Below are 26144 nucleotides of genomic sequence, written 5' to 3'. Positions count from 1 at the left end.
CAATTGTGCCTAAATTTACATTGTGTTTTCGGCGAGTTTTGTTATCAGACCGTCGACGTACTCCATGCGGTCTTTTCTGTCGCTCATTGGTGCCGTTACTTTTAGCTTGGTCGGCCCTTCCATTCTGAAGTGCTGTGGCTGCGATTGCAGCAGACTGACCAGGAAGCCTGGATCAATCGTGGCATTCGGGTTGAACTCGATAAATCCGCCTTTTTCGCCGGCCTCGATTCGGCGAACCCCGACACTTGCTGCTTTGAGCTTGAGTTTATTGAGGGTCAGCAGGTTCTTGGTCGGCTCAGGCAGCAGGCCGAAGCGGTCAATCAGTTCAACTTTCAATTCATCGAGCTGCTCGATACTGTCGGCGCTGGCAATACGCTTGTACAACGACAGACGCGTATTGATATCCGGGATAAAGTCATCCGGCAGCAAGGCGGGCAGGCGCAGCTCGATTTCCGTTTGCTGGCGCAGCAAGTCATCAAGCGATGGCTCTTTACCCTCTTTCAGGGCTTCGACAGCTTGCTCCAGCATCTCCATAAACAAGGTAAAGCCGACCGACTGGATCTGACCGCTTTGTTCGTCGCCCAGCAGTTCGCCGGCACCACGAATCTCCAGATCGTGGGTCGCCAGCGTGAAGCCCGCGCCCAGATCTTCCAGCGAAGCGATGGCATCAAGGCGTTTGACGGCATCTTTGGTCATTCGCTTCGGATGCGGTGTTAACAGGTAAGCATAGGCCTGATGGTGAGAACGGCCGACACGTCCGCGCAGCTGGTGGAGCTGTGCCAGACCCAGGTGATCTGCCCGGTTTATGATAATAGTGTTGGCTGTCGGAACGTCGATACCGGTTTCAATAATGGTGGTACACACCAGCAGGTTATAGCGCTGGTGGTAAAAATCACTCATGATTTTTTCCAGCTCACGCTCGCGCATCTGGCCATGAGCGAAAGTGATGCGCGCTTCGGGGATCAGCTGGCTCAGCTCTTCGGTTGTTTTTTCAATAGAATCAACGTCGTTATGCAGGAAGTAAACCTGACCACCGCGCATTACCTCACGCAACACTGCTTCACGAACCAGCGTTTCGTCTTTTTCACGAACAAAGGTCTTAATTGCCAGACGACGGGCGGGCGGAGTGGCGATGATTGACAGATCCCGCATGCCGCTCATGGCCATATTCAGGGTACGCGGAATTGGCGTAGCCGTAAGGGTCAGAATGTCGACATCGGCCCGCAGCGCTTTCAGTTTCTCTTTCTGGCGAACCCCGAAACGGTGCTCTTCATCGACGATCAACAGGCCGAGATCGTGGTAACGCACTTCGGCATTAAGTAGCTTATGGGTACCAATCAGGATATCAATTTTGCCTTCGGCCACGTCAGCCAGGATCTGCTTCTGTTCTTTCGCGGTTTTAAACCGTGACAAGACTTCGACCCGAACCGGGGTATTCGCGAAGCGATCGCGGAAGTTTTCAAAGTGCTGCTGTGCCAGCAAGGTGGTCGGAACCAGAACCGTGACCTGCTTGCTGTTATCAACAGCCACAAAAGCCGCACGCATGGCCACTTCGGTTTTACCAAAGCCCACATCACCACACACCAGACGATCCATGGCTTTGGCCTGGCACATATCAGACAAAACCGCGTTAATGGCCAGCGCCTGATCATGGGTTTCTTCGAACGGGAATCCGGTGCAGAAGTCTGCGTATGCTTCCCGATCCAGTTTGAATTTAAAGCCGGGTTTGAGCTCGCGCTTGGCGTAAACATCCAGTAGCTCTGCCGCCACATCTCGGACTTTTTCAGCGGCTTTCTTACGCGCTTTGGCCCAGGCTTCACCCCCCAGTTTGTGAATCGGCGCACTTTCTTCGGCCCCACCGGAGTAGCGGCTGATCAAGTGCAGTGATGCTACGGGTACATACAGTTTTGCCCCGCCCTGGTATTCAAGGGTGACGTATTCAGTGGTGATCCCTCCGGCTTCCAGGGTTTGCAGGCCCTGATAACGGCCGATGCCGTGATCGATATGTACCACCGGCTGGCCGATTTGCAGCTCAGCCAGGTTACGGATAATGGTGTCAGTGTTGACGATCTTTTTATCTTCCCGGCGGCGTTTCTGTACGACACGTTCGCCCAGCAGATCGCTTTCGCAGATTAACGCCACAGACGGCTCATCCAGGATAAAGCCTTGTTCGGCAGCGCCAATGATCAGGCTGAACTGGCCGGGAGCCTCAATAGCTTCGCTCAGAGATGAGCACACCATTGGCCGGAGTTTGATGCGTGCCAGCAGATCCAGCAGGGCCTCGCGTCGACCTTCTGAGGCCACGGAGAAAATAATTTTGCCGGTAAAGCTTTCAATAAATCGGCGTAACTCTGCCAGTGGCTCTTTCAACTGGTGGTTGATTGTCAGGGCTGGAACCGGGCGCAGTGCCGGGTTAAACCGACCGGCTTTTTCCGGCTCCGCGTCACGGCGGAAGCGGATTTGCGGTAGCGTTTTAAACTTGGCAAACAGCTCGTCTTTTGCCAGCCACAGTTCACTCGGCGGCAGAAGCGGGCGCAGTGGGTCGACCCGGCGCTGATCGTAGCGGTACTCGGCATCTTTGAGAAACTGGTCAACTGCAGGCTCCAGTTCACCGATGGTGATCAGCAGGCTGTTGTCCGGCAGGTAGTCAAACAAGGTTTCGGTCTGGTCAAAAAACAGGGGTTGCCAGTACTCGATACCGGCCGGCCAGGTACGTTTGCTGACTTGCTGGTAGATCGATTCGGGCTCACGGCGAGCTTCAAATCGTTCGCGCCAGCGCATCCGGAAGTTTTCGATTGCCAACTCGTCAGTCGGGAATTCGTGTGCAGGTAACAGACGAATCTGCTCAATTTCACCGGTTGAACGCTGGGTTTCCGGTTCGAACTGACGGATCGAGTCCACTTCATCATCGAAAAAATCAATCCGGTAAGGCTGGTCACTGCCCATAGGGAACAGATCCAGCAAGGAACCACGGCTGGCGTATTCGCCGTGTTCCATCACCTGATCCACATGGCGGTAACCGGACGTTTCCAGTTGCAGACGCAGTTTTTCGAGTGATAACCGATCGCCTTTCGATACCATCAGTGCATGCTGACGTATGAAAGACTGAGGTGTCAGACGCTGCAGCAGGGTGCTGATTGGCATACCACCCCTGATTTCTGGGTGGGCAGGGCATACAGGCGTGACAGCCGGTCGGAAATAATGTCCTGATGCGGCGAGAAGTTATCGTATGGCAGGGTCTCCCAGTCCGGGAATACGCTGACCTCCGCGTGGGTAAACTGGCTGATTTCCGGCTGAAGCCGCAAGGCAGTCTGGGTATCTGGTACTACGGCCAGAATAGCACCACGGTGATCCTGAGTCAGCTCTGCGACTGACAGAGCCAGCGCGGCGCCGGAAACATTGCCGATGTAACGGTTATCGCCGGGCTGAGCGGGTAAAGGTAATGACAGTATGGATTGTGATTTCATCATGATTACGAATTATCTGAGCGCTGTTGCGCGCGCTGGCGCAGAATTTTTTGTTGGAAATACAGGGCTGCCCGTATCAGCAGATCGCGGTCTTCTTCCTGAAGGCGCGTATAGCGCAGCGAGATATCATACTGCTGATCCAGAGCTTGGCATTCACAGACTTCAGCATAGGCATAGACGGCCGCTGCCGGTTGTTCCAAAAAGAGTTTAAGGCGAACAGCCTGACCCGGCGTTAAAGGCTGGGCGGAGGAATAAGATAGACGGCTGGCCCCGAAGGTCGTGGTGGTGTAGCGAAATACCGGGTCATTCTGCTGCGACAGTACGTACGACAGGAGCAGGTTGATTTTGCTGTTTTGGGCGGCCAGGTACTGGGTCAGTGCCTGATACTGCTCTTTATTAAACTGCGACAGCGTGCGATCAAGGTTATCGTCTAATCCGCTGCATTCACTGGCGACACGAAACAGTGGCGGGATTTCCTGCGAAAAGTGTGTTTCGTCCGGTACCGCCTCATTGGGGGACAGGGGCTCTACATTAATGGTTAACCCTGCATGGACTGAAAAATATTCGTCCTGGTTCATGTCGCACTCGCATTTCATTAACTATTCTTCGATTATCACTTAGCTGCCGGTCTGGGGCAAGTCAGCTTCTGAGAGAGTGACGTTTTTAGCTCCTGTTTTTACATTAGTTTTACCCGCTTCGTTGGTAATCATGCGCTGCAACAGGTATGCTTGCTGGCAGTATTATTCCGGATGGTTTCTTCTTTACTCATATGTTTCATCCCGTTTCGTTTTTTATAGGATTGCGCTATCTCCGGGGTCGCTCAGGCGATCGTTTCAGTCGGTTTGTATCCTATATGTCTACCGCAGGCATCACGATAGGTGTCCTGTCATTGGTGACCGTGCTTTCAGTGATGAATGGTTTTGAGCAGCAGCTCAAAGAGCGCATTCTGGGTGTGATGCCGCAGGCGGTGATATCGTCACCGGCTGGCCACCTGACCCGGACCGCACAGCCTCCCGAAGCCCTGACGACGATACCGCATGTCGGTGTGGTTACGCCTCTGACCCGCAGTGAAGCGGTGCTGCAAAGTGCCCGTTCGCTGGCTGCAGGTATGGTGCTGGGTGTCGATCCGAAAGGCTTCGAGCCGATTAGTTATTACGTGGTTCGGGGTGATCTGGCTGAGCTGGAATCCGGCAGCTACAAGGTGATTCTGGGGCAGGGGCTTGCCATGCAGCTCGGCGTTGATGTCGGTGACAAAGTGCGCCTGATGGTGACCAGTGCCAGCCAGTATACGCCACTGGGCCGTATTCCGAGCCAACGTAATTTCGAGGTCGCCGGGGTTTACAATACCGGCTCCGACGTCGATAACCAGATGGTGCTGACGCACATTGATGATGCTGGACGTTTGTTACGGCTGAAGCCAGGCGAGATTAGCGGCTGGCGTTTGTTTGTTGATGACCCGTTTGTGGTGTCTGAACTGGCGACCCGTGCGCTGCCGGATGACCTGCAGTGGTCTGACTGGCGCGAGCAACGCGGTGAGCTGTTTCAGGCCGTTAAAATGGAAAAGAACATGATGGGACTAATGCTGGGGCTGATCATCGGGGTCGCGGCGTTTAACATCATCTCTGCGCTGATTATGGTGGTCATGGAGAAACAGGCCGAAGTGGCCATTCTGAAAACCCAGGGCATGACCAGCAATCAGGTTCTGATGGTCTTTATGGTTCAGGGCGCCAGCAGCGGTGTCATTGGCGCGCTGTTTGGCGGTATTCTGGGCACACTGCTGGCATCTAACCTCAATACCCTGATGTCCTTCTTCGGGGTCAACTTCATCACTACCGGCGGCCATCTGCCAGTGGTGATCGAACCTTTACAAATTCTTGTTGTGATTGTCGGTGCTATTCTGCTGAGTCTGCTGGCAACTGTTTTTCCTTCTTACCGGGCGGCATTGGTACGTCCTGCTGAGGCACTTCGTTATGAGTAATCCGTTATTAGTTTGTCAGGATCTTCGTAAGGTCTACCGTGAAGCCCAGCTGGAAACCGAAGTACTGAAAGGCGTCGGATTTACTCTGAAAGCCGGGGAGCTTGTCGGCATTGTCGGTGCGTCGGGTTCCGGTAAAAGTACGCTGCTTCATCTGTTGGGCGCGCTGGATGAACCCAGTGCGGGCGATGTGTATTTTAAAGGGCAGCAGCTCAATACGCTGAGCGCCAACAAGCAAGCCAAGCTGCGAAATCAGGAAATCGGCTTTGTGTACCAGTTCCATCACTTGCTGGCAGATTTCAGCGCGGTGGAAAACGTGGCCATGCCGCTGTTGATTGGTGGGGTATCACCAGCCAGTGCCAGAGAGCAGGCTAATCAGATTCTGGAGCTGGTGGGATTGTCTCACCGTCTGGAACACCGACCTTCCGAGTTGAGCGGGGGCGAACGCCAGCGTGTTGCCATTGCCCGAGCACTGGTTAACAAGCCGTCGCTGGTTTTGGCGGATGAGCCAACCGGCAATCTGGACCACAAAACGGCACTGGAAATTTACGATTTGATGCGTCGTCTGAACAAAGAATCAGGGACAGCGTTTCTGGTGGTGACTCACGACAATGAGTTAGCTGGTAAGCTGGATCGTTGCATGCACATGCAGGACGGTGAACTGGTGGATGTTGAGGTAGCCTGATGTTCAACCCGCTTTCGTTATTTATTGGCAGCCGTTTCAGTCGCGCTCGTCAGCGTAACCGGATGGTGTCGTTTATCTCCATTTCATCGACGCTGGGCATTGCGGTCGGCGTGGCGGTGATCATTATTGGTCTGTCGGCCATGAACGGTTTTGAGCGTGAGCTGCAAAACCGGGTGCTGTCTGTGATCCCTCACGGCGAGCTGGAAGCCGTGAAACCCCCGTTTGTTGACTGGCAGCCGATTCTGGCCAAGGTTGAAGAACACCCTCGGGTGACGGCTGCTGCGCCCTATATCCAGTTTACGGCGCTGCTTGAGAAAGGCAGCAGCCTGAAAGCCGTGGAAGTGCGCGGTGTGGATCCGACGATGCAACCGAAGGTCAGTGCCTTGCCGTCCTATGTGAAAGACGGTGCCTGGGAACGCCTGGAATCCGGCAAGCAGCAGGTGATTCTGGGGCAGGGGGTTGCAGACAAACTGGGGATTGAAGTCGGTGACTGGATCACGGCGATGATCCCTAATCCTGATCCGGAAGCTCGCCTGAAGGCACCACACCGGATTCGTCTGCAGGTTTCGGGACTGCTTGCTCTGGCGGGTCAGATTGACCATAACTTTGCGCTGGTACCACTGGCTGATGCGCAGGAGTACCTGTCAATGGGCACCGGGATCACCGGGATTGAGCTGAATGTCGATGAGGTGTTGGATGCTCAGCACATTGTGCGGGAGGTGGGCTACACCCTGCCGGTGTATGTGTACCTGAAAAGCTGGAATCAGAAATACGGCTATTTGTACCGCGATATTCAGATGGTACGCACCATTATGTATCTGGTGATGGTACTGGTGATCGGAGTGGCGTGTTTTAACATAGTGTCGACACTGATGATGGCGGTAAAAGACCGGGCGGCAGATATTGCGATTTTACGCACCATGGGGGCGAATGATCGTCTGGTGCGCTCGATCTTTGTCTGGCACGGTATTCTGTCCGGAGTGGTCGGCAGTCTCGCTGGTTCGGTGTTGGGATCGCTGGTGGCAGTTAATCTCACAGCGATGGTCAGGCAGCTGGAAGGGATAATTGGCCACCAGTTCCTGTCAGGCGATATCTATTTCGTCGACTTTCTGCCAACTCAGCTGGCGTTCTCTGATGTCATGCTGGTAACCCTAACGGCGGTAGCACTGAGTTTTATGGCTACCTGGTATCCCGCGCGACGGGCAAGCCGCCTGCACCCGGCCACAGTACTGAGTGCGAAGTAAGCGAAAACCTGGAGTGGCTATCTGTTATTGATGGCACTGGAAGTGATTCTGCTGACATTGCCTCTAAAAGGCATGAGCTGATTTCTTTCTCACTCAATGGGCTCGATTAACCAAGGCCGGACTGGTAGCAGTCCGGCCTTGTTGTTTTGTATTCTCAGTCTGTACAGACTAGGGCTACTCATTAAAATCATCAGCGTGAACCGTAACCAGACGCGTAGGCTGAAATCAGTTATCTGTGGAGAGTACTGAGAGCATCAAAGAAAGTGAGAGCCGCCATGCAAAATTTCGTGAATGCCAGTGCGGCTGACCGGTTTTTCGTAGTGTGGATTCCGGTGATGAATCAGCTGGTCGGGAAAGCATTGATTTGATCATGGCGCGCAGCATAAAAAAACCTCGCATCGGCGAGGTTTTTTTATTTGCACATATCGCTTGTACAGTTTTAATCGGGCGCTTTTAACGTAATACCCGGAATTTACGTTTCTGCCAGCTGCGCACTACCGAGTAACGCCACAAGCCACGAATGCCGAAGTAACCAACCAACGCACATCCTACGCCGCAAATCATGCAGCCGAGCAGGAAAGGAGGTCCAATCTGGTTCATCTGACTCATCAGGAAATCCCACGACAGTTCAAAATGGAACGACTGATGGGGGGTATTCAGCAGCCAGGCGCCAATTTTGTAAGCGCCGTAGAACAGAACCGGCATGGTTATCGGGTTACTCACCCATACAAGACAGACCGACAAAGGGAGGTTAACGCTAAAAAGGATAGCCAGGCCTGCAGCCATAATCATCTGACTGGGAAGAGGAACAAATGCCATAAACAAACCGACAGCAAAGGCCCCAGAGGCCGAGCGGCGGTTCAGACACCACAGGTTAGGGTTATAGAGCACGTTGCCAAAGATTTTCAGCGCTTTTTGCCGCTTAATCACCTCATGGCTCGGCATCATTCGTTTGATTACTTGTCTGGGCATTGTCGTTCTTTTTTTCCAAGGCTGACTTGATATGTTGCAAGGCGCAGCCGCTATGGCAATCGGACTTCTTTCGTTGCATTTCTGGCCAGCATTGCCAAGTTACCATGCAACTATGACACTGTGTCTGATAGGCGGGCTAGTGTGTGCCTATTTTCGACTGAATCTTTTGATCTATGTCGCATTCGGTGCACTTTTGGCGAATGTTTCCGCCACCAGCTACCTCAAGAAAGTTCAATTTTCCGCTGTAGAGGCTGGGAATATTATCATAGTTGGTGAAGTTCGCAGCCTTTTAAATGTTCGTAAAAACAATACAGTGTTCGAATTTGTTTCGTCTGAAACATGGCGTCGTAACCCTGATTTTACGCTGAATCCAGCGAGCACGGCATCCGTCGCTGAGCCGTCACCAACACGGCCTGTGCATGATAGTGCAGTGTATCAGCCTAAGACGCTGCGCCTGCAACTACGCTGGCCGGTTGCAGTAACATCGGCTGAACCACTTCCCGAATTGCGGCCTGGTGAACTGTGGCAACTGGAAGTTCGTCTTCGGCCACCTGCCGGGCGGGTAAACAGTGCGGGTTATGACAAAGAACGCCACTTTGTTGGTCAGGGTCTTCACGGAACCGGCATCGTCGTTGGCGGCCATCGCCTTAAAGATAATACAGATACCCTGTCTCGGTGGCGGCAATTGGCCTTTGAGCAGGCGTTGAAGCGCACTCAAGTGCTGGAGCATCAGCCCTATTTGCTGGCATTGAGTTTTGGTTATCGGGATTTGCTCGGGGATTCGGAGTGGGCACTGCTGAGAGATAGCGGGCTGGCGCACCTGATGGCGATCTCTGGTTTGCATATTGGTCTGGCGGTGCTGTGCGGCTGGGGCATTGGACGACGGCTGCGCGGCGTGTTGCCGGACCATGCTGTCTGGCAGTGGTTACCAATCTGGCTGGGTCTGCTCGCCGGGCTGTTATATGCGTGGCTGGCCGGATTCAGCCATCCCACGGTTCGCGCATTGCTGATGAGTAGTATGGTTTTGCTATTGTTGCGCCAGGCTATTGTATGGTCTGGCTGGCATATTCTGCTGGTGGTGTTTGCGGTTAGTCTGGCAATCAATCCGTTGGCCAGTTATGCCATGGGCTTTTGGTTATCATTTATCGCGGTGCTGGTGATTTTACTGGCCGCCGCCAGCGGAATCCGGCCCCAGCAACGCGCCGGACAAACCGGGTGGCAGCAATGGCGTGAAAAACTCGTCAGCCTTGCACTGATGCAGGCGGCGTTGTTGTGTCTGATGTTGCCGGTTCAGTGGGTCGGGTTTGGCGGCTTTGCTCCACTGGCGCCATTAGTCAACTTTCTGGTGGTGCCTTGGGTAAGCATGGTGACAGTGCCACTGGTTTTGCTGGCATTATTACTGTCGTTCTGGCCAGCGGGAGCAGCATGGCTGTGGGTGCTGGCTGACCGGAGTTTGGAACCGGCACTGTTTATTGCCCGTTTCAGTCAGGGAACCTGGTGGCCTGTCAGTCTGAACGGCGGACCGGTGATTATCGGCGTTACTGCGCTGGCCATCGCATTCTGGTTGTTGCCGTGGAAGCGCTTCCCAGCGTTGCTGCTATCTGGGGTGTTGCTTGTCTTGCTGTGGGGGAATGCGGCGCGCTTGCCATTCGTACCTGAGTTATTCACTCCGTTTGAGGTTCAACAGTCGGCAGGGCTGTTGGTGGAACAGCCGATGTCAATTGAACGACAACAGCAGTCAACGTCCATGCCCATGTCCATGCCTTGGACCGTGGACCTGCTGGATGTCGGACACGGCCTGGCGGTTGTGATAGAGCGTAATGGTCGCGCGGTGCTTTATGACACAGGCAACCGTTGGCCACAGGGGAGTATTGCCAGTTCAGTGATTGAACCTGTGCTGCATCGGCGCGGGATATTTCAGCTGGACGGGCTTATTCTCAGCCATGCCGACAGTGATCACGCCGGGGGCACCGACTATGTGATTGAACGGTTTAAGCCGGTGTGGCGGCGCAGCAGTGATGTTCGCCCGGGGTTTATGCCGTGTGTACGGGGGCAGCAATGGCAGTGGCAGGGACTAATATTTCGTGCTGTGTGGCCACCTAAACAGGTCGCACGCGCGGCCAATCCGCACTCTTGCGTGGTTGCAATCACTGACCCTACAGGGGTCAACGGTGATCGAGCTCCAGTGACGGTGTTGCTGACCGGTGACATTGATGCGATATCAGAGTTGTTACTGACGCGTCTGGAGCCTGATCTCCAGCCGGATATCTTGCTGGTGCCGCATCACGGCAGCCAAACGTCTTCGACAGCCACCTGGTTGTCAGCCATGTCGCCGGAGTATGCTTTGGTGTCTGTTGCACGATTCAATCCCTGGCAGTTACCCTCCGCAAGTATCCGGCAGCGATATCTGGCGCAGGGGATTCCCTGGTTGTCGACGGCAGAGACCGGACAAGTGACATTGACCATGTCCGCTGATGGTATCAAAGTTGAACGGTACCGACAGGATCGCAAAGCGGCCTGGTTTCGTCCTGAGAACCCGATAGTCAGCCCGGTAGACAGCAGCGTAGAGAACTAAGAAAAGCGTTTAGCGCTGACATGATGGTTTCCTGTAATTCACTGGCGGTATAAACCGCTTTGTTTGAAAAACAACCGGTTTCGTGATGAGAATTGTTAACTTATTTGGTCCACGCGCAGTAAGCGAGTAGAATGTCGGGAATTGACTTCAAAAAAATATGGTTTCCATGATTCAACCCAAAGACCAATCCACTTGGGAAACGTTTAAGCAACTGTGGCCCTCTATCAGTCTGTATAAAACCGGACTGGCCGTTGCCGTTGTCGCCCTGATCCTCAATGCAGCCAGCGACGCGCTGATGCTTTCCATGATTAAGCCGCTGATGGACGAAAGTTTCGGTGGGCTGGGCAGCCTTGAATCTAATTTCCTGGCCATGATGCCGATTTACTTGTTGGGCCTGATGATTTTGCGCGGCGTCAGCGGTTTTGTATCGACGTACTGCCTGGCATGGGTTTCCGGCAATGTCGTCATGGCTATGCGCCGTCAGATGTTTAACCACTTCATGAAAATGCCGGTCAGCTTTTTTGACAAAGAATCGGCCGGTAAGCTGCTGTCGCGAATTACCTATGACTCAGAGCAGGTCGCTTCAGCCACCAGTGGTGCGCTAGTCAGTCTGGTACGTGAAGGCGCGACCATTATCGCGCTGATGGCTATCATGTTTTACAACAGCTGGCAGTTGTCATCGATCCTGCTCATTATTGCGCCGGTCGTTGCGTTCAGTATTCGCGTCGTTTCCAAGCGTTTCCGTCGTATTTCGAAGAATATGCAGGATGCGATGGGGTCTGTTACCTCGTCTGCCGAGCAGATGCTCAAGGGCCACAAAGTGGTGCTGAGTTACGGTGGTCAGCAGGTAGAGCAGGAGCGCTTTGAAAAAGTCAGCAACCGCATGCGCCAGCAGACCATGAAACTGGTGTCGGCACAGGCGATTGCTAACCCGGTGATTCAGGTGATTGCTTCTCTGGCACTGGTCGTGGTTCTGATTCTTGCTAATACCGAGAGTCTGCGTGAGTCGCTGACACCAGGTACCTTCGCCCTGATTTTCGGTTCGATGTTTGGTCTGATGCGCCCACTTAAAGCCCTGACGAACGTCACCTCACAGTTCCAGCGTGGTATGGCAGCGTGTCAGACACTGTTTGGCCTGATGGAGCTGGAAGCGGAAAAAGACACAGGGACTTTTGAAACGAAGCGTGTCAAAGGCGATATCCAGGTGAAGAATGTCACCTTTACTTATCCGACCAAAGATACCCCGGCACTGCGTAATATCAGCTTTGACCTGCCGGCCGGTAAAACACTGGCGCTGGTCGGGCGTTCGGGTTCAGGGAAAAGTACCATTGCCAACCTGCTGACCCGCTTCTACGACATTGACTCCGGTGAGATTACTCTGGATGGCCGCAATATTTGTGATTACAAGCTGGCTAACCTGCGTGAGCAGGTGGCGGTTGTGTCGCAGAATGTGCACCTGTTCAACGACACCATCGCCAACAACATTGCGTACGCCAGCGGTGAGCAATACAGCCGCGCTGATATTGAAAAAGCGGCAGAGCTGGCCCATGCGATGGACTTTATCAACAACATGGAACATGGCCTGGATACCGTGATTGGCGAAAACGGGGTCAGCCTGTCTGGTGGCCAGCGTCAGCGAATCGCGATTGCCCGTGCCTTGCTGCGCGATGCGCCGGTTCTGATTCTGGATGAAGCCACATCGGCTCTGGATACCGAATCAGAGCGCGCGATCCAGTCTGCCTTGGATGAGCTGCAGAAAGACCGTACCGTGGTGGTGATTGCCCACCGTCTGTCGACAATTGAAAATGCCGATCAGATCCTGGTGGTTGATGAAGGCGATATTATCGAGCGTGGCGTTCACCAGGAGCTGCTGGCGCAGGACGGTGCTTACGCTCAGTTGCATCGTATCCAGTTTGGTGACTGATGGCCTCGTTGATTGAAAAAATCTGGTTCGAGTCACATCCGGCCGGTTGCCTGTTAAAACCGCTGTTGTGGCCGCTTAGCAAGCTGTTCGGACGAATTAGCCAGTCCCGCCGTCAGGCGTATCAGTCTGGCAAGAAGGCTGTGTACCGTGCATCGGTTCCGGTGGTTGTGGTGGGTAATATCACCGCCGGCGGAAACGGTAAGACACCGGTAGTCGTCTGGCTGGTAGAACAACTGAAAGCCGCCGGGCTAAACCCCGGCGTGGTGTCCCGGGGTTATGGGGCGAAAGCACCGTATTACCCGTATCGGGTAACGCCTGACAGTACAACGGCCGAAGCCGGGGATGAACCGGTGCTGATCTATCGTCGTACCGGTGTTCCGGTTGCGGTTTCGCCGAAACGGGCCGAAGCCGTGACATTACTGGAGCCGGAAGTAGACGTCATCATTACGGATGATGGCCTGCAACATTACGCCCTGGCGCGTGATATTGAGATTGTGGTGATTGATGGTCAGCGACGATTTGGCAATAAACAGCTGATCCCGCTGGGGCCGTTGCGCGAAAGTTGTGACCGGCTCAGAGAAGTGGATTTTCTGATCTGCAATGGCGGAAAGCCGCAGCCTGGAGAAATTCCGATGCAACTGGCACCGGCATCACTGGTGAATCTGGTGAGTGGTGAACGGTGCGAGGTAACCAGCCTGCAAGGCGATCTGGTCGCAATGGCCGGTATTGGTCATCCGCCGCGCTTTTTTAATACGTTACAGGAACTGGGCGTGTTCCCGGTTCACTGTCAGCCGTTTGCCGACCATCAGGCATTCAGTGAACAAGAATTACAACAGCTCGCCCAACAAGGGCAGCATTTAGTGATGACAGAGAAAGATGCGGTGAAATGCCACTCTTTCGCTCAGTCTGATTGGTGGTACTTGCCTGTGGATGCGGTACTTCCTGAAGAACAGGCTGAGGGTTTAATTAACCGGATTATGAAGGTAAAGGAAGAATATGGATCATCGTCTGCTTGAAATCGTTGCTTGCCCGGTATGCAAAGGGAAGCTGAATTACGATAAAGACAAAAATGAGCTGATCTGTAAGTTTGATCGCTTGGCTTATTCGATTAAAGACGGTATTCCGGTACTTCTTGAACCGGAAGCTCGTACGCTGAGTTCTGACGAGGTGAAATAATGGCCTTTACGGTAATTATTCCTGCCCGCTACCAGTCCTCGCGCCTGCCGGGCAAACCGCTGGCAGATATTGCTGGTAAGCCTATGATTCAATGGGTTTATGAGCAGGCCAGTAAAGCCGGTGCGGATCAGGTGATTGTCGCGACAGACGACGATCGCATTGCAGAGGCGGTGCGCGGGTTTGGCGGCGAGGTCTGTATGACTCGTCCGGACCATGAATCGGGCACCGAGCGTCTGGCAGAAGTGGTTGAGCAATATGGCCTGGCGGATGATCACATTGTGGTGAACGTACAGGGTGATGAGCCACTGATCCCGGAAACCATTATTCGTCAGGTCGCGGTCAACCTGGAGCAGAGCAAGGCTCCAATGGCAACGCTGGCGGTGGAAATTGATCATGCGGACGAGGTTTTTAACCCGAATGCGGTGAAAGTCGTGACGGACAAAGACGGTTATGCGCTGTATTTCAGCCGGGCCTCTATTCCATGGGATCGTGACAATTTCGCTAAGCGCCCGCAGGAAATCCACCATAACCTGATGCGTCATATCGGGATTTATGCATACCGTGCCGGTTTTATCAAAACCTACATCGAATGGGAGCCGAGCGCGCTGGAAAAAATTGAGGCGCTGGAGCAGCTTCGTGTGCTTTGGTACGGCGAAAAGATCCATGTCGATGTGGCCATTGATGTGCCGCCGGCGGGTGTTGACACGCCGGAAGACCTGGACAAAGTCCGCGCTCTGGTCGGTGGCTGAACCGACCTGAAACACAAGGGCTGAAGGTTATCCTTCAGCCCTTTTTGTTGGTGCTGACCCGACGGGGCGGGGTTCGTGTCTGCGCTGTTTTATGTCTTGCATTAGTGATCAAGTCTTCGCTGCGACTTGGCGGCAGAAGCTACCGCGATGCAAGCTACGGGTAGGGACTTACAGGAACTCAACTTTGTCGATTTCCACTTCTGCTGTCAGCCCGCCTTCCACTTCGCCGTAAAGGCGCAGGCGGGTCTCTGGCGTGATGGCTTTGTTGAAACGGATGTCATCATCCAGTTCTACTTTTACCTCATCCACACCGTCGCTGAGCATGTAGGTATCAGCGCTGATCTGTTTCACCAGGAATCCCTCGAGTACCACAGCATGGTCTTTCAGCATGCCGCTGTTGTGCATCACGTCTTTGATAGGTGTAACGTCGACAGGCCCGGTGTAGGTCATTTTAGTCGGGGTAGCCAATGCGATTGCTGGTCCCAGTGTCAGTGTGGTCGCGATGGCCAGTACCGCACTTTTAGTCATTGCGCGCTTAGTCATTACGCTGGACATCATTTTTTTCAAAAAACGTTTTTTTAAGAACCGTTTTTTTAAGAACTGTTGGTTTAAGAACCATTTACTAAGCAGTCGTTTGTTTTGGATCAGGCGAATCAGGGCAATGCGTGGTTTCATCATAATCAGGCCTCCGTTTCAGATTTTGCACCCAGCTCCCCCCTTTTCATCTGTTATGGGATGGAATTGGCTGGGTTTTCTGTTTTCTGTTTGTTGGAGCTATTAAAGCCCAATTGGACTGAACCCAGCGTGAGGCGCCTGTTCATCATTCATTCATAGGGATTTCACTGCACAGCCCGTAGCCTATCACGCAATGTGCAAAAGCCAGTTGTGAAGACTTAACGCTCAGAAATGAGGGAAAGATAATGAAGAGGTTACACAGAAAAAAGCGAATCGCATGCACGCAGAATCAATGGCTGCAATGGATAAGGCAGCAATGGTTAAGAAAAACAGGCGGAAGGCAGGCAGAGGCATCCTGACCTTAATGTAAACCAAGAAAAAGGCCACCAGGTTTCCCTGATGGCCTTACGAAATCTGAATGTGTTGACGAGGTCGGAAGCTTACGCTTTTGCAGTTTGTACGTCGACTTCGTTGTCAGACTCGAAAATCTGGTTATCCGCTTGACCCATCAGGCGAGCCGTAATGGTACCGGCTGTAATCGAACCGCTGACGTTCACTGCGGTACGGCCCATGTCAATCAGAGGCTCGATAGAAATCAGCAGGCCTGCCAGCGCGATAGGCATGTCCAGTGCCGACAGTACGATTAGCGCGGCGAACGTTGCACCACCACCCACACCGGCGATACCGAATGAACTGATAGTGACAATGGCAATCAGCGTTAGCATGAAACCCGGATCCAGAGGATTGATACCAATCGTTGGCGCAATCATCACTGCCAGCATCGCCGGGTACAGACCCGCACAACCGTTCTGGCCCATAGTGGCACCGAATGAGGCAGAGAAGTTAGAAATCGTTTCACCGTTACCCAGTTTTTTCACCTGCGTTTCGATGTTCATTGGAATCGCACCTGCACTGGAGCGAGAAGTGAACGCAAAAGTCAGTACTGGCAGAATTTTCTTCAGGAAGCGAATCGGGTTTACTCCGACGAAGGCCACTAGTACCAGGTGCATCACCAGAATTAGTCCCAGACCCACGTAAGACGCCACCATAAAGTTCAGCAGGCTTAGAATGTCGTTTACGTTAGAACCGGCCACCACTTTGGTCATCAGAGCCAGAATACCGTAAGGCGTCAGGCTCAGCACCATACGTACCAGAGTTCGTACGACTTCTTGTGCAACCTGCATGAATTTCTCGAACGAGGCACCCAGCTCTGGTTGAGTGCGGATCACGGTCAGACCGGCCACACCAATGAAAGCAGAGAAAATAACAACCGCGATCGTTGACGTCGGACGGCTGCCTGCCAGATCCGCAAACGGGTTGGCCGGGAAGAACGAGATAATCATGTCAGCAAATGACAGACCGGCAACAGATGTCAGGCGAGTTTCCAGTGCTTCACCACGGGCGATTTCACGCGCGCCTTGCACAATGCCTTCTGCCGACAGGCCGAACATGTTGCTGACCAGAATACCGATCAATGCTGAAACCGCAGTAGTTGCCAGCAGGATACCGATAGTCAGACCGGAGATTTTACCCAGCGAGCTGGAGTCTTTCACTTTGATGATCGCACCGATGATCGACACAGTGATTAACGGCATGATGATCATTTTCAGCAGGCTGACATAACCCGAACCGACAATATTCACGTATTCCAGCGTACCGCTGATGACGTCACTGCCGCCGCCGTAAACAAACTGCATCGCAGCACCGAAGACAACACCCAGTCCCAGACTGGTAAATACACGTTTTGACAAGGTGTTTTCTGCCCTTTGCTGCATAAACAGCAAGGCGATCAGCAGGGCAAAGATCGCCAGGTTAATGATTACAAACATATGTGGAATCCTAAACGGTCTGACCTGCCTCAGCGAGCAGGTAAAAGAATAGTAAGCTGGAAGCGATCTTATGATTTGTATCGCAAAACAGGAATTAATTTTTATTACTATCCATATAAAAAAATAGAACTAGTTAAAACTATTTTGAATAAGGGTGAAAAAGTCACCAGTGCTGGCGTGAGTTGGCGAAAAAGAAACATAAACAGCAGAGAAAAGACCGGATAGATAGTAAGGAGTATCGTCATTACAAAAGCCGCCGGTAACCGGCGGCTGGAACTTTGTTGGCCTGAAGCAGTCAGTTGAATGCTGGTTGAGTTGGGAAAGGTAGGTTAGCCCAGTATGCCGCGGCTATCCTGCATTCATAGCGTCGTTATGGCTCTCTTCAGCCGTCTCGTTTTGCTGATTCAGGAGGCTGCGCAGCGTTTGCCACCAGCGACCCAGTTGTTCATGCCAGTAACGCTCGGTCTGTTCGAGATATAAGGCCTGTGGTTTATAACGTTCCCACGGCTGTTCAATCTTGTTGCTGGCAAGGAAATTGGTCGGTGCGGGTATTGGCGTGAGACCTTCCGAATGGAACTCGTTCAATGCCCGTGACATGTGGCTGGCGGAGGTGACCAGCACCAGTTTGTGATCGCCGACCACAGTGGCGGCTTGTGAGGCCTCTTCTTTGGTATCCCGTGCTGTTTCAAGCAGCAGGATATCGTGTTTGTTGACTCCCAGTGCAAGGGCTACCTGAGCCATCATCCTTGCCTGGCTCACTTCGGTCCCCCCACTAAAGCCTGACAGAATCAGTTTAGAGCCGGGAAACATGCGATGAATACGAATACCTTCAGACAACCGCATCAGAGCCGTACGGGAGAGTTGCGAAGTGATTGGCATGGCATTGTCGATAATATGTCCGCTGCCCAGTACCATCACAAATTCGACCGGTTTGCCGGAAGGCACATAAGGAGGGTACGCTTTTTCCACCGGACGGAGTAAGCTAGTCGACACCGGCTGGAAGGAGAAGAGGAAGATCCCAAGGAAAGCAATACTGACCAGCCCTGTTCCTAGTCCTTTACGGCGGGAAAACCAGAGCAGCAGCAGTCCGGCGAGCCCGATCAGCAGCATGGCTGGTAAGGGCATTAAAAATGCCGACACGATTTTTTTGAGTTCAAACATGGAATGTAGTCCGAAAAATCAGCAGTTGAGCTTGAAAAAGCACCACAAGCCTTTATTCCTCTATCGCTTGTGAGAAAATAAGCCACATTTTTGAAACCGCTATCATAACGTAAAGCCGACGTGATCAAAGATCGAAATTTTGACGATTTAGCCCAAAAATTTGCAAAAAATATTTACGGCACCGGTAAAGGCCTGATTCGGCAAACCGTTGTTTGGGAAGATTTAGAGCAAATTCTGGGCCTGTTAAACAAACAACAGCCCCTGCAGGTACTCGATGCCGGCGGTGGGATTGGTCAGCTCTCGCAGAAAATTGCAGCACTCGGACATCACGTTACGTTATGTGATCTTTCTGGTGAAATGCTCAAATTAGCCGAGCAGGAAATTGCCAAGCAGGGTCTGCTTGAGCAATATCGCCTGGTTCATAGCTCGGTACAGGAGATAGGTCAGCACCTGGATGAACCGGTGGACCTGATTCTGTTCCATGCCGTGATGGAGTGGCTGTCTGATCCGAAGTCGGCCCTGGAAGGCCTGATGAAACAGGTGAAACCGGGCGGCATCATTTCCGTCATGTTTTACAACTACAATGGTCTGTTGTTCAAGAACCTGATTTGCGGCAACCTGACGCACATTGAAGAGGGCATGCCACACCGCAAGCGGTTTAAATTACAGCCGCAGCAAGGGATTAAGCCGGAAGATGTTTACCACTGGCTCAATGCTGCCGGTTTTGAGATTTTAGGCAAAACGGGTGTACGCACTTTCCATGACTACATGCAAACAGTCCGGGTCGGCGATTACACCTTTGAACAGGTTCTGGAGATGGAGCGTAAGCTGTGTCGCCAGGAACCATATTTGTCTCTAGGTCGTTACATCCATGTGTATGCACAAAAACCTGACGTGCAAAACGACGCGCACAGCCCTGAGATGAAAGAAAATAACAGCAATAAGGACAACGGATGAGTGAAGTCACCCAGACCGTTCCTGAGTTGGTTAACTGGGTTAAGCAGAATGAATTCGAGCTTAACCTGCCAACTGAACGGCTGGCGTTCCTGTTGGCGATTGCTGTCTTAAGCGGCGATCGTATTGACGAAGAATTAGGGGAAGGTGAACTGATTGATGCATTTCGCATTGTCAGCGAACTGTTTCAGCAAACGCCGGAAACTGTCGCCTTTCGCGCCAACAACGCCATAAATGAGTTGGTTCGCCAACGCCTTATTTCCCGCTTTACCAGTGAATTGACTGACGGTGCCAGTATTTACCGTTTAAGTCCGCTGGCATTGGGGATTACCGATTACTACGCCCGTCACCGCGAATACTCGACCCTGAAGTTGTCGATTCAGCTGGCGATGGTTGCCGATGAAATTAATAAAGCAGCCAGTGCCGCCCAGCAGGGCGGTGATGAGAAACACTGGCGCAAGAACGTACATGCAGTGCTCAAGTACTCGGTGGCGGAGATTTTTGACCGCATCGATCTTAACCAGAGGGCGATGGATGAGCAGCAACAGCAGGTGAAGCAGGACATTGCGGAACTGCTGAATCAGGACTGGCGTGCGGCCATTACCAGCTGTGAAACCCTGCTGAACGAAACATCCAGCACCCTGCGTGAACTGCAGGATACCCTGCAGGCAGCCGGTGACCAGTTGCAGACGCAACTGCTGATTATCCAGGAAGAAATTCAGGGCAACCCTGAGCTGGATTTTGTCAGTGCGATGGTATTCAACCTTCAGTCTAAACTGGACCGCATTATTAACTGGGGTCAGCAGGCGATTGACCTGTGGATTGGCTATGACCGCCACGTTCACAAATTTATCCGTACCGCGATCGATATGGATAAGAACCGGGCATTCAGCCAGCGTCTGCGACAGTCGGTACAGGATTACTTCGACGCACCTTGGATGCTGACTTACGCCGATGCCGAGCGTCTGCTCGATATGCGTGACGAAGCACTGGTACTGCGTGATGACGAAGTGACCGGGATTGTGCCGGAAGAAGTGGAATTTGAAGAGCTGGATCTGGTGCATGACCAGCTGGCAGAACAAATTGCCCTGATGTTGCAGGCCCATAAAGAAACCGGTGCAGCAATTAACTTGAGTGTACTCCTGAAAGATTATTTGGCTCAGCACCCACAGGCGAAGCACTTCGACATGGCGCGTCTGGTCGTCGACCAGGCCGTTCGGATGGGATATTCCGAAGCGGATTTCAACGCCATTCAGCCGGATTGGGAAGCGATCAATAATTACGGAGCCAAGGTACAAGCGAATGTCATTGACAAATATTGAAGAATACATGCCTGAGAAGCTGGCCAAGGCGATTGCCAACCCGCTTTTCCCGGCACTGGATAATGCCCTTCGTTCTGGTCGTCATATCTCCAGCGAAGATTTGGACAACCACGCGATGTTGATCGAGTTCGAACTGGAACTCGCGCTGTTTTATAAGCGTTATAACGCTGAACTGGTGCGTGCACCGGAAGGCTTCTTTTATTTACGCCCGCGTTCTACGTCATTGATCAGCCGCTCTGTACTGGCCGAGCTGGATATGCTGGTGGGTAAGGTCTTGTGTTTCCTGTACCTGAGCCCGGAGCGTCTGGCGCACGAAGGTATTTTTACCAATCAGGAACTGTTTGAAGAACTGATGGCGCTGGCGGATGAGAAAAAGCTGATGAAGCTGGTGACTCACCGTGCCAGTGGTTCTGACGTTGACCGCGAAAAGCTGTACGACAAAGTGAAGACATCGCTACGCCGTCTGCGCCGCCTGGGCATGATTATTCCTATTGGCGAAAGCGGCAAGTTCCGCATCAGCGAAGCCGTGTTCCGCTTCGGGGCGGACGTACGTGCCGGAGATGATATCCGCGAAGCGCAGATGCGTCTGATCCGTGATGGTGAAGCCGTTGTCGTGCATCAACAGGCGCCTAGCCAATCCAGCCTGCTGGACGATGAAGAATTAGAACAAGAACTCGAACACGCCGGTCAGGAGGGTGAAGCCTAATGGAACGCGGTAAGTATCAATCGTTAACCATGGTGAACTGGAACGGCTTCTTTGCCCGTACCTTTGACATCGATAACTTGGTCACCACGCTGTCGGGCGGTAACGGTGCCGGTAAATCAACCACCATGGCGGCCTTCATTACCACCCTGATCCCGGATCAGAGCCTGCTGCACTTCCGAAATACCACGGAAGCGGGCAGCTCCAGCGCCTCTCGCGATAAAGGTCTGCACGGTAAGCTGAAACCGGGTGCCTGTTACGCCGCATTGGATGTCGTGAACTCGAACAACCAGCGCCTCTTGTTTGTAGTCAAACTGCAGCAGGTCGCAGGGCGTGATAAGAAAGTCGACATCAAGCCATTTATCATTCAGGGGCTGCCTTCACACGTGAAACCCACGGAAGTGCTGGTTGAAACCCTGTCTGACAACCAGGCGCGCGTTCGTCAGCTCAGTGAAGTTAAAGACATTGTGACGGCCGATTTTGAAGGCGTGATTTTCAAGTCCTTCAACTCTGTGACCGACTATCATGCGCAAATGTTTGAATTTGGCGTACTGCCGAAGAAACTGCGTAACAGCACTGACCGTTCTAAGTTCTACCGCCTGATTGAAGCATCCCTGTACGGGGGGATTTCCAGCGCCATTACCCGCTCGCTGCGTGACTACCTGTTACCGCACAACAGCGGGGTGAAAAAAGCCTTCCAGGACATGGAAGCGGCCCTGCGTGAAAACCGCATGACGCTGGAAGCAATCAAGCTGACTCAAAGCGACCGTGATCTGTTCAAACACCTGATCACGGAAGCGACCAACTACGTGGCCGCCGACTACATGCGTCATGCTAACGATCGCCGCAACAAGCTGGAGCAAGTGCTCAGCCTGCGCGGTGAGTTGATGGGGTCACGTATGACGCTCGACGATCAGCAAAAGTCGCTGATGAACATGACCGCTGAGCTGGATGAACTGACCGAGCGCGAAGGCGCGCTGGAGCAGGATCATCAGGCTGCGTCGGATCACCTGCAACTGGTGCAGACGGCTGTCCGCCAGCAGGAGAAAATCGAGCGCTACCGTGAAGATCTGGAAGAGCTGACTGAGCGTCTCGAAGAGCAGGTGATGGTCGTTGAAGAAGCGGCTGAGCAGCTGGCAATGGCGGAAGAGCAGGCGCTGCTGACTGAAGAAGAAGTCGACAGTCTGAAAACCCAGCTGGCCGATTACCAGCAAGCACTCGACATGCAGCAGACCCGTGCCCTGCAATACCAGCAAGCGGTACAGGCGCTGGAAAAAGCCCGTGAACTGTCAGGGGACTACCAGCTGCTGGCGGATAAAGCCGTGCCGTATCTGGCGCAGCTGAAGCAGGAGCAGGATACCCAGACCACAGCACTGCTGGCGCTAAAACACAAACTGGACATGTCGTCTGCGGCTGCCCAGCAGTTTGAAAAAGGGCTGGCGATTGTGACCACGATCGCTGGCGCTGTTGAACGTGTCGATGCGGGCAGCAAAGCCCGTGAGCTGATTGCCCATGCCCGCCAGCTGGCTGGCATTACGGAGCGCAGTGAGCAGCTGAAAGCCCAGTACCGCGACATGGAACGCGCCATGCGTAACCAGCGTCAGGCACTGGAGCTGGCTGAAACCTATGCCAAACGCTTTGCCGTCACTATCGACGGTGAGCTGGCAATGGCGGAAGAGCAGGCACGCCACGAAGCAACGCTGGAAGCTCTTGAGCAGGATCAGGAAACGCTGGTAGAGCAGCGCAATGAACTGCGACGCCAGGAGCAGCAACTGGCCGTGGACATTAAGGCCCTGGAAGCCACAGCCCCGGCCTGGATTGCAGCCAACGATGCATTGCTCAAGCTGTCTGATCAGTCTGAGTCTGCACTGCAGGATGGTCAGGCGGTGATGGCAGCAATGCAGCACACGCTGGATCAGGAACGTGCGGTATCGGCCAAGCGTGATGCCCTGGCGACACGTAAGCAGCAGCTGGAGCAGGAAATTGAGCGTCTGGCACAGCCGGGCGGCAGCGATGATTCTCGCCTGCGCGCACTGGCGGATACGCTGGGTGGCTGCCTGTTGTCTGAAATTTATGACGATATCACTCTGGCTGATGCTCCGTACTTCAGTGCCATGTACGGTCCGGCTCGTCACGCAATTGTGGTACCGGATCTGAAAGGCATCAAAGAGAAGCTGGTCGGTCTGGATGACTGTCCGGACGATCTGTACATCATCGAAGGGGATGCGGACTCGTTTGATGATAGCGGGTTCGATGTGGACGAACTGGAAGATGCGGTTTGCGTACATCTCAATGATCGTCAGCTGCGTTACTCGCGTTTCCCGAAAGTGCCGCTGTTTGGTCGTGCGGCCCGTGAACAGCGCCTGGAAGGGTTGCGCGAAGAGCGCGATCAGCTGATTGAAGATCACGCCAAAGCGTCGTTCGATTCACAGAAACTGCAGCGTCTGTACCAGAGCTTCAACAGCTTTGTGGCTACGCACATGGCCGTTGCTTTCCACGACGATCCGGAAGCGGCACTGAAAATCGCTCGCGACAAACGTAACCAAATCAGCCGTGAACTGGCTGATTCCGAGGCGCGTGAACAACAGCAGCGCAGCCAGCTGAATGGGGCCCGTGAAGGTCTGACCCTGTTGGGTAAAATCAGCCCGCTGGTAAACCTGCTGGAAGACGAAACACTTCAGGCCCGTTTTGAGGACGTCGAGCAACAACTGGCGCAGCTGGATGAAGCCCGTCACTATCTGGATCGCCATGGCAAAGCCATTGCTGAACTGGAACAACTGGTGACAGCGCTGGACGCTGACCCGGAACAGTTTGATGCCCTGAATGCGCAATATGAACAGGCTGATGCCAAGCTACAAGCCCTGAAAACCAAGATTTTCGCCGTGGCCGATCTGGTTGAGCGTCGTCACCACTTTAGTTACGCCGACTCGGTTGATCTGCTCAACAAGAGTTCTGAACTGAATGAACAGCTGAAAGCGAAACTGGCGGCGGCTGAACGTGAGCGTACCCGTTGCCGCGAAAGCCTGAAACAGGCTCGCGCTCAGGCTAACCAGTACAACCAGCTGATGGCATCGCTGAAGAGTTCTCATCAGGCCAAACTGGAGACCATCCAGGAATTTGAGCGTGAGCTGCAGGAGCTGGGGGTTCGTGCTGATATCGAAGCCGAAGAGCGCGCCCGTCTGCGCCGTGATGAGCTGAATGAACGTCTGCACGCTTCTCGTAGTCGTCGTAGCCAGCTGGAAAAAGCCATCACCTCCATTGAGCTGGAGATGAAATCGCTAGTGAAGCGCCTGCGTAAAGTGGGTAAAGACTATCAGGATTTGCGTAAACTGGTCGTGATGGCGAAAGCCGGCTGGTGTGCGGTGCTGCGTCTGGCGCGTGAAAGCGACGTCGAACGCCGTCTGCACCGTCGTGAAATGGCGTACATGTCAGCCGACGACCTGCGTTCGCTGTCCGATAAATCGCTGGGTGCACTGCGCCAGGCGGTGGCCGATAATGAGAACCTGCGCGATGCGCTGCGCGCCTCGGAAGATGCGTCTCGCCCAGAACGCAAAGTCTTGTTCTATATCGCGGTTTACCAGCATCTGCGTGAGCGTATCCGCCATGACATCATTCGCACCGATGATCCGGTTGAAGCGATTGAAGAAATGGAAGTGGAGCTGGCACGCCTGAGTGAAGAACTGACTGCGCGCGAACAGCGTCTGGCAATCAGCTCGGACTCTGTGGCGAACATCATCCGCAAGACCATTCAGCGTGAGCAGAACCGTATCCGCATGCTGAATCAGGGACTGCAGAACATCAGCTTTGGTCAGGTGAACGGTGTGCGTCTGAACGTGAAGGTTCGCGAAACTCACGAGCAGCTGCTGACCGGACTGGCAGAGCAGCAGGATCAGCATCAGGATCTGTTTGGTAATAACCGTCTGTCGTTCTCGGAAGCGATGGCGAAACTGTTCCAGCGTCTGAACCCGCATATCGATACCGGGCAGCGTTCCGCGCAGGTACTGGGTGAAGAGCTACTGGACTACCGTAACTACCTGGAGCTGAGCATCGAGGTTAACCGTGGCAGCGACGGCTGGCTGCAGGCCGAATCCGGCGCGCTGTCAACCGGTGAGGCGATCGGTACCGGTCAGGCCATTCTGCTGATGGTGGTACAGAGCTGGGAAGAAGAATCTCGTCGTCTGCGTGGCAAAGATATTATTCCGTGTCGTCTGCTGTTCCTTGATGAGGCCGCCCGTCTGGATGCCAAGTCAATCGCTACACTGTTTGAGCTGTGTGAGCGTCTGGATATGCAGCTGCTGATTGCGGCACCGGAAAATATTAGTCCGGAGAAGGGTACCACTTACAAGCTGGTACGTAAGATCTTCAAAGACCGTGAACACGTACATGTCGTGGGTCTGCGTGGTTTTGGCCAGGAGCCGAAAACCTCTAATATTCAGGAGCTTCTGGAGCTGGATCCGGCGTAACGCTGAGCCTCTGATTTTCCCTTCGATACTAAGCCGGTCAGATGACCGGCTTTTTTCGTCTTGTAAGTAAGAACTTTTTCTCATTACTTAATTATCCCGCGGATAAATTTTTTGCCCTTTCATTAACTCCTAAAATTTTAACTGTCAGATTCGGCCATTTTCCTTTCTGAATGACGGTTGCGTGTTGTGACGGGATTACGTAATTGCATCCGGACAGGACCCAAAACAACATAACCAAACTTTCGGCGGCCAGCAGATTGGTTTGGTAAA

At 53.3% G+C, this 26144-nt stretch carries 17 protein-coding genes and 1 pseudogene; 12 read left to right on the top strand and 6 right to left on the bottom strand.

Translation table 11 applies throughout. The features are described 5' to 3' along the window. Nucleotides 1-15 precede the first annotated feature (15 nt). Together mfd and FH974_RS10170 are read right to left on the bottom strand one after the other, a co-directional pair. Nucleotides 16-3467, bottom strand: a pseudogene (mfd, locus tag FH974_RS10175) (transcription-repair coupling factor). Between the two features lie 5 nt (nt 3468-3472). After that, nucleotides 3473-4045, bottom strand: coding sequence for a PilZ domain-containing protein (locus tag FH974_RS10170; RefSeq protein WP_207103256.1), 573 nt, complete (start codon nt 4043-4045; stop codon nt 3473-3475). Nucleotides 4046-4236: 191 nt separating this feature from the next. Here FH974_RS10170 and lolC point away from each other — a divergent pair, with 191 nt between their 5' ends. The 3 genes from lolC to lolE are packed head-to-tail and all read left to right on the top strand — an operon-like array spanning nt 4237 to nt 7371. Further along, a complete protein-coding gene (gene lolC, locus FH974_RS10165; protein WP_207103712.1) occupies nt 4237-5445 on the top strand; it encodes a lipoprotein-releasing ABC transporter permease subunit LolC in 1209 nt (402 codons plus the stop codon). Beyond that, nucleotides 5438-6127 carry a lipoprotein-releasing ABC transporter ATP-binding protein LolD gene (lolD, locus tag FH974_RS10160; protein ID WP_047884115.1) on the top strand — a complete coding sequence of 230 codons (690 nt, stop codon included), beginning with the start codon at nt 5438-5440 and terminating at the stop codon, nt 6125-6127. Before lolC ends, lolD begins: the two co-directional genes overlap by 8 nt. Beyond that, a complete protein-coding gene (gene lolE, locus FH974_RS10155) occupies nt 6127-7371 on the top strand; it encodes a lipoprotein-releasing ABC transporter permease subunit LolE (RefSeq protein ID WP_047884116.1) in 1245 nt (414 codons plus the stop codon). Before lolD ends, lolE begins: the two co-directional genes overlap by 1 nt. Nucleotides 7372-7824: 453 nt before the next feature. Here the strand turns inward: lolE and FH974_RS10150 are convergent, their stop codons facing one another. Then, complete coding sequence (locus tag FH974_RS10150; RefSeq protein WP_047884117.1) at nt 7825-8343, bottom strand: DUF2062 domain-containing protein; 519 nt, start codon at nt 8341-8343, stop codon at nt 7825-7827. Nucleotides 8344-8374: 31 nt separating this feature from the next. On the opposite strand from FH974_RS10150, the gene FH974_RS10145 reads away from it, so the two are divergent. The 5 genes from FH974_RS10145 (at nt 8375) to kdsB (ending at nt 14767) form a co-directional block, all read left to right on the top strand. Next, nucleotides 8375-10918, top strand: coding sequence for a DNA internalization-related competence protein ComEC/Rec2 (locus FH974_RS10145; protein WP_340643628.1), 2544 nt, complete (start codon nt 8375-8377; stop codon nt 10916-10918). A 166-nt stretch (nt 10919-11084) separates the two neighbouring features. After that, nucleotides 11085-12842 (top strand): lipid A ABC transporter ATP-binding protein/permease MsbA, encoded by a 1758-nt coding sequence (msbA, locus tag FH974_RS10140; RefSeq protein ID WP_047884224.1) that lies wholly within the window; start codon nt 11085-11087, stop codon nt 12840-12842. Continuing rightward, on the top strand, nt 12842-13858 hold the full coding sequence (gene lpxK / locus FH974_RS10135) for a tetraacyldisaccharide 4'-kinase (RefSeq protein WP_207103254.1): 1017 nt from the start codon (nt 12842-12844) through the stop codon (nt 13856-13858). Before msbA ends, lpxK begins: the two co-directional genes overlap by 1 nt. Next, nucleotides 13839-14018 (top strand): Trm112 family protein, encoded by a 180-nt coding sequence (locus FH974_RS10130; protein WP_047884120.1) that lies wholly within the window; start codon nt 13839-13841, stop codon nt 14016-14018. Before lpxK ends, FH974_RS10130 begins: the two co-directional genes overlap by 20 nt. Next, the gene (gene kdsB, locus FH974_RS10125) at nt 14018-14767 is read left to right on the top strand and encodes a 3-deoxy-manno-octulosonate cytidylyltransferase (protein ID WP_047884121.1); all 750 of its coding nucleotides are present in this window, start codon (nt 14018-14020) and stop codon (nt 14765-14767) included. The genes FH974_RS10130 and kdsB overlap by 1 nt, the downstream gene beginning before the upstream one ends. 168 nt (nt 14768-14935) lie before the next feature. Here kdsB and FH974_RS10120 read toward each other — a convergent pair whose 3' ends face one another. The 3 genes from FH974_RS10120 to elyC all read right to left on the bottom strand — a co-directional run bounded on the left by FH974_RS10120 (nt 14936) and on the right by elyC (nt 18432). Continuing rightward, nucleotides 14936-15310, bottom strand: coding sequence for a YgiW/YdeI family stress tolerance OB fold protein (locus FH974_RS10120; RefSeq protein ID WP_207103253.1), 375 nt, complete (start codon nt 15308-15310; stop codon nt 14936-14938). A gap of 572 nt (nt 15311-15882) precedes the next feature. Further along, on the bottom strand, nt 15883-17271 hold the full coding sequence (locus FH974_RS10115; RefSeq protein WP_047884122.1) for an L-cystine transporter: 1389 nt from the start codon (nt 17269-17271) through the stop codon (nt 15883-15885). A gap of 348 nt (nt 17272-17619) precedes the next feature. Further along, nucleotides 17620-18432 (bottom strand): envelope biogenesis factor ElyC, encoded by an 813-nt coding sequence (elyC, locus tag FH974_RS10110; RefSeq protein ID WP_207103252.1) that lies wholly within the window; start codon nt 18430-18432, stop codon nt 17620-17622. Between the two features lie 120 nt (nt 18433-18552). Here elyC and cmoM point away from each other — a divergent pair, with 120 nt between their 5' ends. From cmoM to mukB, 4 genes are read left to right on the top strand one after another with little or no spacing between them, the layout of a single operon-like run. Beyond that, nucleotides 18553-19389 (top strand): tRNA uridine 5-oxyacetic acid(34) methyltransferase CmoM, encoded by an 837-nt coding sequence (cmoM, locus tag FH974_RS10105; RefSeq protein WP_207103251.1) that lies wholly within the window; start codon nt 18553-18555, stop codon nt 19387-19389. Beyond that, nucleotides 19386-20708: a chromosome partition protein MukF gene (gene mukF, locus FH974_RS10100; protein WP_047884126.1), complete on the top strand. Its 1323-nt coding sequence runs from the start codon at nt 19386-19388 to the stop codon at nt 20706-20708. The genes cmoM and mukF overlap by 4 nt, the downstream gene beginning before the upstream one ends. After that, nucleotides 20689-21414, top strand: coding sequence for a chromosome partition protein MukE (mukE, locus tag FH974_RS10095; protein ID WP_047884127.1), 726 nt, complete (start codon nt 20689-20691; stop codon nt 21412-21414). The genes mukF and mukE overlap by 20 nt, the downstream gene beginning before the upstream one ends. Then, the gene (gene mukB, locus FH974_RS10090; RefSeq protein ID WP_207103250.1) at nt 21414-25874 is read left to right on the top strand and encodes a chromosome partition protein MukB; all 4461 of its coding nucleotides are present in this window, start codon (nt 21414-21416) and stop codon (nt 25872-25874) included. The genes mukE and mukB overlap by 1 nt, the downstream gene beginning before the upstream one ends. The last annotated feature ends 270 nt before the right edge of the window (nt 25875-26144 follow it).

The organism is Photobacterium ganghwense (assembly GCF_017329545.1).
In the GTDB taxonomy this organism is placed as follows: Bacteria; Pseudomonadota; Gammaproteobacteria; order Enterobacterales; family Vibrionaceae; genus Photobacterium; species Photobacterium ganghwense.
This window is presented reverse-complemented; position numbering and strand designations above follow the sequence as displayed.

What these genes read in the sequence shown, in the direction of transcription:
- FH974_RS10170 (WP_207103256.1), bottom strand. Translation starts at nt 4,045, where the DNA reads ATGAACCAGGACGAATATTTTTCAGTCCATGCAGGGTTAACCATTAAT.
- mukE (WP_047884127.1), top strand. Translation starts at nt 20,689, where the DNA reads ATGTCATTGACAAATATTGAAGAATACATGCCTGAGAAGCTGGCCAAG.
- msbA (WP_047884224.1), top strand. Translation starts at nt 11,085, where the DNA reads ATGATTCAACCCAAAGACCAATCCACTTGGGAAACGTTTAAGCAACTG.
- FH974_RS10145 (WP_340643628.1), top strand. Translation starts at nt 8,375, where the DNA reads ATGTTGCAAGGCGCAGCCGCTATGGCAATCGGACTTCTTTCGTTGCAT.
- lolE (WP_047884116.1), top strand. Translation starts at nt 6,127, where the DNA reads ATGTTCAACCCGCTTTCGTTATTTATTGGCAGCCGTTTCAGTCGCGCT.
- mukF (WP_047884126.1), top strand. Translation starts at nt 19,386, where the DNA reads ATGAGTGAAGTCACCCAGACCGTTCCTGAGTTGGTTAACTGGGTTAAG.
- mukB (WP_207103250.1), top strand. Translation starts at nt 21,414, where the DNA reads ATGGAACGCGGTAAGTATCAATCGTTAACCATGGTGAACTGGAACGGC.
- lpxK (WP_207103254.1), top strand. Translation starts at nt 12,842, where the DNA reads ATGGCCTCGTTGATTGAAAAAATCTGGTTCGAGTCACATCCGGCCGGT.
- lolC (WP_207103712.1), top strand. Translation starts at nt 4,237, where the DNA reads ATGTTTCATCCCGTTTCGTTTTTTATAGGATTGCGCTATCTCCGGGGT.
- elyC (WP_207103252.1), bottom strand. Translation starts at nt 18,432, where the DNA reads ATGTTTGAACTCAAAAAAATCGTGTCGGCATTTTTAATGCCCTTACCA.
- FH974_RS10115 (WP_047884122.1), bottom strand. Translation starts at nt 17,271, where the DNA reads ATGTTTGTAATCATTAACCTGGCGATCTTTGCCCTGCTGATCGCCTTG.
- kdsB (WP_047884121.1), top strand. Translation starts at nt 14,018, where the DNA reads ATGGCCTTTACGGTAATTATTCCTGCCCGCTACCAGTCCTCGCGCCTG.
- FH974_RS10120 (WP_207103253.1), bottom strand. Translation starts at nt 15,310, where the DNA reads ATGACTAAGCGCGCAATGACTAAAAGTGCGGTACTGGCCATCGCGACC.
- lolD (WP_047884115.1), top strand. Translation starts at nt 5,438, where the DNA reads ATGAGTAATCCGTTATTAGTTTGTCAGGATCTTCGTAAGGTCTACCGT.
- FH974_RS10150 (WP_047884117.1), bottom strand. Translation starts at nt 8,343, where the DNA reads ATGCCCAGACAAGTAATCAAACGAATGATGCCGAGCCATGAGGTGATT.
- FH974_RS10130 (WP_047884120.1), top strand. Translation starts at nt 13,839, where the DNA reads ATGGATCATCGTCTGCTTGAAATCGTTGCTTGCCCGGTATGCAAAGGG.